This is a genomic window from Wenjunlia tyrosinilytica, assembly GCF_014646055.1.
GTDB classification, from domain to species: domain Bacteria; phylum Actinomycetota; class Actinomycetes; order Streptomycetales; family Streptomycetaceae; genus Wenjunlia; species Wenjunlia tyrosinilytica.
Genome location: NZ_BMMS01000079.1, coordinates 1 through 11,044 on the forward strand (window position 1 = coordinate 1; position 11,044 = coordinate 11,044).

General features: G+C 71.7%; 2 protein-coding genes. Both read left to right on the forward strand.

The genetic code is table 11. The annotated features are described in order from the left end of the window. The coding region (locus tag IEY86_RS34990; protein WP_189135944.1) for a type I polyketide synthase at window positions 1-7,617 on the forward strand (7,617 nt) is incomplete at its 5' end. Between the two features lie 59 nt (window positions 7,618-7,676). Beyond that, a partial coding sequence (locus tag IEY86_RS34995; protein ID WP_189135945.1) for a type I polyketide synthase occupies window positions 7,677-11,044 on the forward strand: 3,368 nt, incomplete at its 3' end.

Consider the following 11,044-nt stretch of genomic DNA (forward strand, 5'->3'; position numbering starts at 1 on the left):
CGGCATCTGGTGGCCGGGCACGGGGTGCGGCATCTGCTCCTGGCGAGTCGGCGTGGAATGCGGGCACCGGGCGTTGACGACCTGCTGGCCGAGCTGACCGGGCTGGGTGCGGAGGTCACCGTGGCGGCATGCGATGTGGCCGACCGCCAGGCGGTCCAGGGCCTGATCGATGCCGTACCGGCTGAGCACCCGCTGACGGCGGTCGTGCACACCGCGGGCCTGCTGGACGACGGAGTGGTCTCCTCGCTCACGGTAGAGCGCCTGGACGCCGTACTGCGGCCGAAGGTGGACGCGGTCGCCAATCTCCATGAGCTGACGCGGTCCCTGGACCTGTCGGCCTTTGTGGTGTTCTCCTCCGTCGCCGGGGTCTTCGGTTCCGCCGGACAGGCCAACTACGCGGCCGCCAATGCCTTCCTCGACGGCTTCGCGCACCACCGCCGTGCCCTGGGTCTGCCGGCCACGTCCCTGGCATGGGGACCTTGGGCGCCCGGCGCGGGAATGACCGGCGAGCTGAGCGACGCCGACCTGCGGCGGATGGCCCGCGGCGGCATGCTGCCGCTGTCGGTGGAGAACGGACTCAGCCTGCTGGACACCGCTCTCGGCTCCGCGGTGGGCCTTGAGCAAACCTCCGTGGTGCCGGTGAACCTCGACGTCGCCGCCTTGCGCCGAGGCGCCGAGCGCGTTCCCGCCCTCCTGCGAAACCTCGTCCGTACCCAGACCCGTCGCACGGTGGAGCTGGACGCGGGCGGCGGCGACCAGCCCAGTCTGCGGCAGCGAATCCTCTCCCTGCCCTCCGCCGACCGTGACCGCTTCCTGCTGGAGTTCGTCCGCGCGCAGGCCTCCTCGGTGCTGGGCTATGGGTCCGCCGAGCACGTCGAGGCCGAGCAGACCTTCAAGGACCTGGGCTTCGACTCGCTGACATCGGTCGAGCTGCGCAACCGCCTCAACGCGGCAACGGGCCTGCGGCTCCCGGCGACATTGGTCTTCGACTACCCCACCCCCATGGCTCTGGCCCGGCATGTGCTGGCCGAGACCTTGGGAGAAGCCGAAGTCATCGGTGCTCAGGCGCAGCCGCCCGCATTCGTCGGTGTCGACGACGACCCGGTGGTGATTGTCGGGATGGCCTGCCGCTTCCCCGGAGAGGTCGACTCCCCCGAGGACCTGTGGCAGCTGGTGGTCGCCGGGGCGGAGGGGATCGGAGGATTCCCCACGGATCGCGGCTGGGATCTGGAGAGGCTGTTCGATCCGGAGCCCGGAACGCTCGGCAGGACCTACGTCCGCGAGGGCGGGTTCCTCTACGGGGCCGCGTCGTTCGACGCGGGGCTGTTCGGGATCTCGCCGCGTGAGGCGCTGGCGATGGATCCGCAGCAGCGGCTGCTGCTGGAGGCGTCCTGGGAGGCCTTCGAGCGGGCCGGTATCGACCCGGCTTCGGTCCGAGGCTCCCGGACCGGTGTGTTCGCCGGAGTGATGGGCCAGGACTACGGATCACATCTGCGTGCGGGCGTGCATGAGTCCGATGGCTTCCTGCTGACGGGCACCACCGGCAGTGTGGCGTCGGGGCGTATCGCTTATACCTTTGGCCTCGAGGGTCCGGCGCTGACGGTGGACACGGCGTGTTCCTCGTCCCTGGTGACCCTGCATCTGGCGGTTCAGGCTCTGCGCTCCGGTGAGTGCGATCTGGCGCTGGCCGGTGGTGTCACGGTGATGTCGACTCCCGACACCTTTGTGGAGTTCAGCCGTCAGCGGGGGCTGGCCGCGGACGGCCGGTGCAAGGCGTTCGGCGCGGGCGCCGATGGCACGGCGTGGTCCGAGGGCGTGGGCGTGCTCTTGGTCGAGCGTCTTTCGGATGCGCGCCGCAAGGGGCACACGGTCCTGGCGGTCGTGGCCGGAAGCGCGGTGAACCAGGACGGTGCGTCGAACGGCCTGACGGCGCCCAACGGTCCGTCGCAGGAGCGCGTGATCCGGCAGGCGCTGTCGGGAGCCGGGCTGTCGGCCTCCGATGTGGACGCGGTCGAGGCCCATGGCACCGGGACGGCGCTGGGTGATCCCATCGAGGCGCAGGCGCTGCTGGCGACCTATGGGCAGGACCGTCCCGAGGACCGTCCCCTCTGGCTCGGTTCGCTGAAGTCCAACATCGGGCATGCCCAGGCGGCCGCCGGTGTGGGCGGTGTCATCAAGATGGTCATGGCGATGCGGCACGGAGTGCTTCCGCGCACGCTCCACGCGGATGAGCCGTCCTCGCATGTGGACTGGACGGCCGGTGACCTGCGGCTGCTGACCGAGAACACCCCATGGCCCGAGGCCGGCCGACCGCGCCGGGCGGGTGTCTCCTCGTTCGGCATCAGCGGCACCAACGCCCATGTGATCATCGAGCAGCCTCCCATGGAAGCCATCGACGGGAACGAGCCCGCCGACGACGGCATCCACAAGCTGCCGGTGGCGCCGGTGCTTGTCTCCGCCTCCGATGCCGCTGGGCTGCGCGGCCAGGCGGAGCGCCTGGCATCGTTCCTCGACGCCGCTCCTGACCTGTCCCTGAACGATGTGAGCCTGTCGTCGGCGGTGACCCGGTCCGTACTGGAACACCGCGCCGTCGTCCTGGCCTCGGACCGGCAGGAACTCCTGCACGGCCTGCTCGCTCTGAGCCAGGGCAGGTCCGCCGCCCAAGTGGTCGAGGGAACGACCAGGGATCCCGGCCGCACAGCCTTCCTGTTCGCCGGTCAAGGTGCTCAGCGGCCGGGCATGGGCCAGGAGCTGCACAAGGTCTTCCCCGTGTTCGCGGACGCCTTCGACGCGGTGTGCGCCCACGTGGACGAGGAACTGAGCCGCCCGCTGCGGGAGGTGGTCTTCGGCGAGGACGCCGATCTGCTGAACCGCACGGAGTACGCCCAGCCCGCCCTCTTCGCCCTCGAGGTGGCGCTGTTCCGGCTCATGGAGTCCTGGGGCATCAGGCCCGATGTCCTGCTCGGCCACTCGGTGGGCGAGTTCGCCGCCGCCCATGTGGCGGGTGTGTGGTCGCTGGAGGACGCCTGCCGCCTGGTGGCCGCGCGTGGCCGTCTGATGCAGGCGCTTCCTGCGGGCGGGGCCATGGTCTCCGTCGAGGCGTCCGAGGACGAGACGCTGCCGCTGCTCCAGGGTCGTGAACACGAGATCGGCATCGCGGCGGTCAATGGCCCGCTGTCAACCGTCGTCGCGGGCACCGAGGAAGCCACCGCCGAGATCGCCGAGCACTTCCGCTCAGCCGGTCGCAAGGCCACGCGGCTGCGTGTCAGCCATGCGTTCCACTCGCCGTTGACGGAGCCGATGCTCGACGACTTCCGCGAGGTCGCGGAGGGGCTGACCTATGAGATGCCTCGCCTGGCTGTCGTCTCCACGCTCACCGGCGAATCCGCAACGCCCGCGGAACTCACCTCCCCCGACTACTGGGTCCGGCACGTCCGTCAGGCGGTGCGGTTCGCCGACGGCGTCCGCCGTCTGCGGGACCAGGCGGTCACCCGCTATGTGGAGCTCGGTCCGGACGGGGCCCTGACCGCGATGGCTCAGGGCTGCCTGGACGGCCTCGAAGATCTCCTGGTCCCGGCACTGCGCAGGGACCGGTCCGAGACGAGTGCGCTCCTGTCCGCCGCCGCGGCCCTGTTCACCCGGGGGACCCCCGTGGACTGGCGGGCCGTGCAGGCCGCCACCGGAGCCCGCCGGGTCGAGCTGCCGACATACGCCTTCCAGCGGCGGCACTACTGGCCGGCGCCCGCCGCCGCGTCCGGTGATGCGACAGGCCTCGGACTGGCCACCGCGGGCCACCCCCTGCTCGGTGCGGAGGTCCGGCTGGCCGAGGGCGAAGGGGCCCTGTTCACCGGTCGGCTGTCGTTGCGGACGCACCCCTGGCTGCGGGACCACACGATCGCGGGCACGGTGCTCTTCCCGGGAACGGGGCTGCTCGAGCTGGTGCTTCAGGCCGGTTCCCGAGTGCGCTGCGACCGGGTGGAGGAGCTGACGCTCGAGGCCCCGCTCGTGGTGCCGGAGCGTGGCGGAGTGGCAGTGCAGGTCGCTGTCGGCGGTCCGGACGAGTCGGGTCGGCGAACGGTGGGCGTGTACTCGTGCGGGAGCGACGGGGCCGTCGACGGCGAGTGGGTCCGCCATGCCTCGGGGTCCGTGGCCCCCGCGGGCGGGCCCTCGCAGGGGTCGGGGATGGAGGTTTGGCCTCCCTCGGGCGCGGAGCGGGTCGGACTGGACGGCTTCTACGAACGGCTGGCGGGGATCGGGTACGCCTACGGACCCGTGTTCCAGGGCCTGGACGCGGTATGGCGGCTGGGCGACGACGTCTTCGCGGAGGTAAGTCTGGGGGAGGACCGGCGCGACGAAGCGGGACTGTTCGGCCTGCATCCCGCGCTGCTCGACGCGACGCTGCACGCCTGGCTGACCACGGTGCCGGGCACCGGGTCCGCACCGGTCCGGCTGCCGTTCTCCTGGAGCGGTGTCTCGCTGGCGGCGGTCGGGGCGTCGGCGGCGCGGGTGCGGCTGTCCCCCGTGGACGAGGACACCATCTCGTTGACGCTTGCCGATGCGACCGGGCAGCCGGTGGCCACCATCGACTCCCTGATGATGCGGGAGCTGCACGAGGGCGCGCTCGCGGCCTCCCGTACCCCTCGGCACGATTCGCTGTTCCGCCTGGACTGGACGGCTCTCGCCGACAAGGCGCAGTCCGAGGCCGCCGCCCCCAGCTGGGCCGTGGTGGGCACCATCGCCGGGCTGCCCGACCCCACGGGCGGTTCCTACCCGGACCTGACCACCCTGCGCGATGCCGTCACCCGGGGTGCCCCGATGCCCGACGCCGTGCTCCTGGGATGTGGGCCGGACGGCCTCGATGACACACTCGACGCCCTCGATGGCGCACGCTCCACCGTCCACCGGTGCCTGTCCCTCCTTCAGCACTGGCTCGCGGAAGACTCCTTCACGGCTTCGCGGCTCGTCCTGGTCACCCGCAGCGCGGTCGCCGTCGACGGCGACGAGGCCCCGATCGATCTCGCGAGTGCACCGGTGTGGGGGCTGGTCCGCTCGGCGCAGTCCGAGAACCCCGGACGGTTCGTCCTGCTGGACCTCGGGCCGCGGAAGGATGGACCTGCCGCTGTCGGGGAACCGCTGGTATCCGCGCTCGACTCGGGAGAACCGCAACTCGCGCTGCGCGGCGGCATCGCGTATGCGCCGCGACTGGCCCGCGCCGGCTCGGACAGGTCGCTGCTGCCGCCTCGGGGAGCGACCGCCTGGCGGCTGGACGTCACCGCCCCCGGAACCCTCGACAATCTCGCCCTGGTCGAATGCCCCGACGCCACCCGACCGCTCGCCCCCGGCGAGGTGCGGGTGGCGATGCGGGCGACCGGTGTGAACTTCCGCGATGTCCTGGTCTGCCTGGGCATGCTCGACCGAGAGGTGCCGGGCCGTGAGGGCGCCGGTGTGGTTGTCGAGGTCGGACCGGAGGTGACCCGGCCGGCACCCGGCGACCGGGTCCTGGGCATGTTCTCCGGGGGATACGGACCCCTGGCCACCACCGACCACCGTCTGCTGGCGAAGGTACCCGAGGACTGGACGTTCACCGACGCAGCGGCAGCGCCGATCGTCTTCCTGAGCGGCTACCGCGGACTCGTCGACCTGGCGGACCTGCGGCCCGGCGAGTCGGTCCTCATCCACGCCGCCACCGGTGGTGTCGGTATGGCGGCAGTCCAACTGGCCAGACACCTCGGCGCCGAGGTCTTCGCCACCGCCGGCCCCGGCAAGTGGGAGACCCTGCGCTCGATGGGCCTGGACGACGACCACATCGCGTCCTCCCGCACCCTGGACTTCGAGGAGAAGTTCCGGCGCACGACCGGAGGCCGCGGGGTGGACGTCGTCCTGAACTCCCTCGCCAAGGAGTTCATCGACGCCTCGTTCCGGCTCCTGCCGCGCGGCGGCCGCTTCATCGAGATGGGCAAGACCGATCTGCGCGACCCCGGCACCGTCGCCACGGACCACCCCGGGGTCCGGTACCAGGCCTTCGACCTTCGGGACGTCGACCCCGACCACACCGCCGTGATGCTCGCCGAGGTCCTCTCGCTCTTCGAGAGGCAGGTGCTGCGCCCCCTGCCCGTGACCACCTGGGATGTGCGCCGCGCCCCGGAAGCCTTCCGGTACCTCAGCCAGGCCAAGCATGTCGGCAAGGTCGTGCTCACGATCCCCACCGCTCCTCGGGCCGACGGCACCGTGCTGGTCACCGGCGGAACCGGCACGCTGGGCGGGCTCCTGTCCCGCCACCTGGTCACCCGGCACGGTGTTCGCCACCTGCTGATCACCAGCCGGAGCGGCCCCGATGCCCCGGGGGCATCCGAGTTGGCGTCCGAGCTGACGGCGCTGGGTGCGACCGTCACCGTGGCCGCCTGCGACATCGCCGACCGCAAGGCCCTCCAGGACCTCCTTGCCCAGGTGCCCAAGGCGCACCCGCTCACGGCGGTCATCCACGCGGCGGGAATCCTGGACGACGGCGTCGTGGAGTCCCTGACGCCGGAACGGATCGACGCGGTGCTGCGGCCCAAGGCCGATGCGGCATGGAACCTGCACGAGCTGACCGAGGATCTCGGTCTCTCCGCGTTCGTGCTCTTCTCCTCCGCCGCCGCCAGCTTCGGCACCCAGGGCCAGGGCAACTACGCCGCCGCCAACGCCTTCCTGGACGCACTCGCTCACCACCGCCGGGCGAAGGGACTCCCCGCGCTGTCCCTGGCCTGGGGCCTGTGGGACCAGGCCACCGGCATGGCCGGCGGTCTGGGGGAGGCGGACATCCAGCGCATCAGCCGGATCGGACTGGCACCGCTGCCCGTGGAGGAGGGGCTGGCGCTGTACGACACCGCCGTGACCGCCGACCAGGCGCTCCTGCTGCCCACCCGTCTGGACCTGGCCGCCCAGCGCGAATGGGAGAGTGAGCCACCGGCACTGCTGAAGGGCCTGGTGCACAGCCCGGTCCGCCGGGCAGCGGCGGTCGACGCGGGGACGGCGCCGGTGTCGTTCACCGACCGGTTGCGTGTCCTGCCCGCCGCCGAGTGGGAGCAGGCAGCCCTCGACCTGGTACGCGACCACACGGCGGCGGTCCTGGGCCACCCCGACCCGGACACCGTCGAGTCGGAGCGGCCCTTCAAGGCGCTGGGCTTCGACTCGCTCACCTCCGTGGAGCTGCGCAACCGCCTCAGCGCGGCGACCGGTCTGACGCTGCGGGCGACGCTCGTCTTCAGCTACCCCACACCCGCGGTCCTTGCCCGCCATCTGCTCGACAAGAGCGCGCCGGAGGAGGTCCAGCCCTCCGCGGCCCTGTTCGCGGAGATCGACAAGCTGGAGGCCGCACTGGCCGCGGCCTCCATGACGTCCCTGGCCCCCACGGCCGCCGCGCTCCCAACGGGTGGTGCCGGGCACTCGGACGGCACCGAAGGCACCGGCAGCACGGCGAGGGCGGACGCGGACCTGCACGGCAAGGTCACTGCCCGGCTTCGCGAACTGCTGGCGAAGTGGAGCGGCGACGACGACGGGAAGGGCGGCGGTGAGCTGGATGCCGCCACGGACGACGAGATGTTCGACCTGATCAACAAAGAGCTGGGCATTTCCTGACCCCTTGGACTCGATCTGTCTGGATCCCGCAGGGGTTCCTCTCAGGGAAGTGGCATTCAATGGCGAGCAACGAAGAGAAGCTGCGGGACTACCTCAAGCTGGTCACGGCCGACCTTCGTCAGACACGCAAGCGTCTGCAGGACCTCGAGGCACGTGACCAGGAGCCCGTCGCGATCGTGGCGATGGGCTGCCGCTTCCCCGGCGGAGCCGAGAGCCCCGAGGCCCTGTGGGAGCTTCTCGCTTCCGGCACGGACGCCGTCTCCCCGTTCCCGACGGACCGGGGGTGGGACCTGGAAGGGCTCTACGACCCGGACCCCGACCAGCCGGGCAAGAGCTACGTCCGTGAGGGCGGCTTCCTCCACGAAGCGCCGTCGTTCGACGCGGAGTTCTTCGAGATCTCACCGCGCGAGGCACTGGCCATGGACCCACAGCAGCGACTGCTGTTGGAGGTCTCCTGGGAAGCCATTGAGCGCGCCGGCATCGCCCCGGCGTCGCTGCGCGGATCCAGGGCCGGCGTCTTCGTGGGTGCCATCGCGCAGGACTACACGCCCCGCTCGCCCGAGTCCCAGGCGGAACTGGGCGGCCACCTGCTGACCGGTGGCACCACCAGCGTCGCATCGGGCCGGATCGCCTACTGCTTCGGTCTGGAAGGACCGGCGGTCTCCGTCGACACGGCCTGCTCGTCGTCACTGGTCGCGCTGCACCTGGCGGTGCGGTCACTGCGTTCCGGCGAGTGCGACCTCGCGCTCGCCGGCGGTGTGACCGTCATGTCCGGCCCGGAGATGTTCGTCGACTTCGGCAGGCAGCACGCCCTGTCCGCCGACGGCCGCTGCCGTGCCTTCTCCGCCGACGCGAGCGGCTTCGGTCCCGCCGAGGGCGTCGGCATGCTCCTCGTGGAGCGGCTGTCCGACGCCCGGCGCCACGGCCACCCGGTCCTCGCGGTGATTCGGGGAAGCGCGGTCAACCAGGACGGTGCGTCGAACGGCCTGACGGCGCCCAACGGCCCCGCCCAGGAACGCGTGATCCGCGAGGCGCTGGAGGCCGCGGATCTCACGGCGAACGACGTGGATGTCGTGGAGGCGCACGGCACCGGTACGCCCCTGGGTGACCCGATCGAGGCGGAAGCCCTGCTGGCGACCTACGGTGAGGAGCGCCCCGAGGGCCGCCCGCTGTGGCTGGGCTCGGTGAAGTCCAATATCGGGCACACCCAGGCGGCGGCGGGCGTGGCCGGTGTGATCAAGATGGTGCTGGCGATGCGCCATGAGCTGCTGCCGCGCACCCTGCACGCCGACGAGCCGTCGCCGCACGTGGACTGGGCCGCCGGTGACATACGTCTGCTGACCGCTCCGCGGGAGTGGCCGCGCAACGACGATCGCCCCCGCCGGGCGGCCGTCTCCTCGTTCGGTATCAGCGGCACCAATGCGCACCTGGTCGTGGAGGAGGCCCCTGAACCCGAAGGCGCGGAGGCTGCCGAGGCCGACGCCGCCGACACCGCCGCGGGCGTTGCCGAGGAACCGGTCGCCACGCGACCCGTGGGCACTCAGCCATGGGTGGTCTCCGCTCGTAGCCAGGCCGCTCTGCGGGGCCAGGCATCCCGGCTGATGTCCTTCCTTGATGCCGAACCGCAAGCAGAGCTCGTCGACATCGGTCTCTCCCTGGCCACGACACGCTCGTCCTTCGAGCACCGTGCCGTGGTGATCGGGGAAGGCCGCGCCGAGCTGATGGCAGGGCTGGCCGCGGTCGCCGGGGGCGAGCCGTCGCCGAACACCATCACCGGATCCATCAGGGCCGGCGGTCGGACGGCCTTCCTGTTCGCGGGGCAGGGCTCGCAGCGGCCGGGGATGGGCCGGGAACTGTATGCCTCCTCCCAGGTCTTCGCGGACGCTTTCGACGCGGTCTGCGCAGGCGTGGACGGGGAGTTGGGGCGCCCGCTGCGGGAGGTGGTGTTCGGGGACGACCCGGAGCTGCTGAACCGCACGGAGTACGCCCAGCCCGCGCTCTTCGCGCTCGAAGTGGCGCTGTTCCGGCTGATGGAGTCCTGGGGGATCAGGCCCGATGTCCTGCTGGGCCACTCGGTGGGCGAGCTGGCGGCGGCCCATGTGGCGGGCGTCTGGTCGCTGGAGGACGCCTGCCTTCTGGTCGTGGCGCGCGGCCGGTTGATGCAGGCGCTGCCCGCGGGTGGGGCGATGGCGGCCCTCCAGGCCGCCGAGGACGAGGTGCTGCCGCTGCTCGAAGGCCGAGAGCACGAGATCGGGGTCGCGGCGGTCAATGGCCCCGACTCGACCGTGGTCTCCGGTGGCGAGCACGCGGTGGAGGAACTGGCTGAGCACTTCCGCGGGCTGGGGCGCAAGGCCTCCCGGTTGCGGGTGAGCCATGCGTTCCACTCGCCGCTGATGGAACCCATGCTCGAGGAGTTCCGCCGGGTGGCGGAGAGCGTCACCTACCAGGCGCCGCGCATGGCGATCGTCTCCAACCTCACCGGTGGCGTGGCGGCTCCCGAGGAACTCGCCTCCGCCGACTACTGGGTCCGGCATGTCCGCCAGGCGGTGCGATTCGCCGACGGCGCCCGCCGGCTGGAAGAGCGCAAGGTCAGCCGATTCATCGAGCTCGGCCCGGACGGCACCCTGACGGCGATGGCCCAGGGGTGCGTCGAGGGCGAGGGGCACCTCTTCGCCCCGGTCCTGCGCAAGGACCGGCCCGAGATGACCAGTCTGCTGTCCGCCCTTGGCCTGCTGTACGTCAGCGGTGCGCCGGTCCGCTGGGACACGGCGTTCGCCGGTTCGGGCGCGGCCCCGACCGAGCTGCCGACCTACGCCTTCCAGCGGCGCCGCTTCTGGCCGAAGGAATCCGGCCTGTGGGCGGGCGATCTTGGCTCGGCGGGCCTCGGCTCCGCCGAACATCCCCTGCTCGGTGCGGCGGTGGAGCTGGCCGGGGCAGAGGGGTTGCTGTTCACCGGCAGGCTGTCGTTGCAGTCGCATCCGTGGCTGAGGGATCACATGGTTGCCGGGGCGGTGCTCTTTCCGGGGACGGGCTTTGTGGAGCTGGCGGTGCGGGCCGGGGACCAGGTGGGCTGCGGTCGGGTGGAGGAGCTGACGATCGCCGCCCCGCTGGTGCTGCCCGAGCACGGCGGAGTGCGGGTCCAGCTGGTGGTGGGTGCCCCGGACGAGGTGGGCGGCCGGACGGTGGAGGTGTACTCCCGTTCCGAGGACGCCCTGGGCGATCAGCCGTGGACGCTCCACGCGAGCGGCTTGCTGTCGGCCGAGAGCACCGCGCCGGACGACTCCTCCTTCGACTTCGCCGCATGGCCGCCTGCCGGTGCGGTCGCGGTGCCGGTTGATGATGTGTACGACCGGTTTGCGGAGTTGGGTTTCTCGTACGGTCCGGTGTTCCAGGGGCTGCGGGCGGTGTGGCGGCGTGGGGAGGAGGT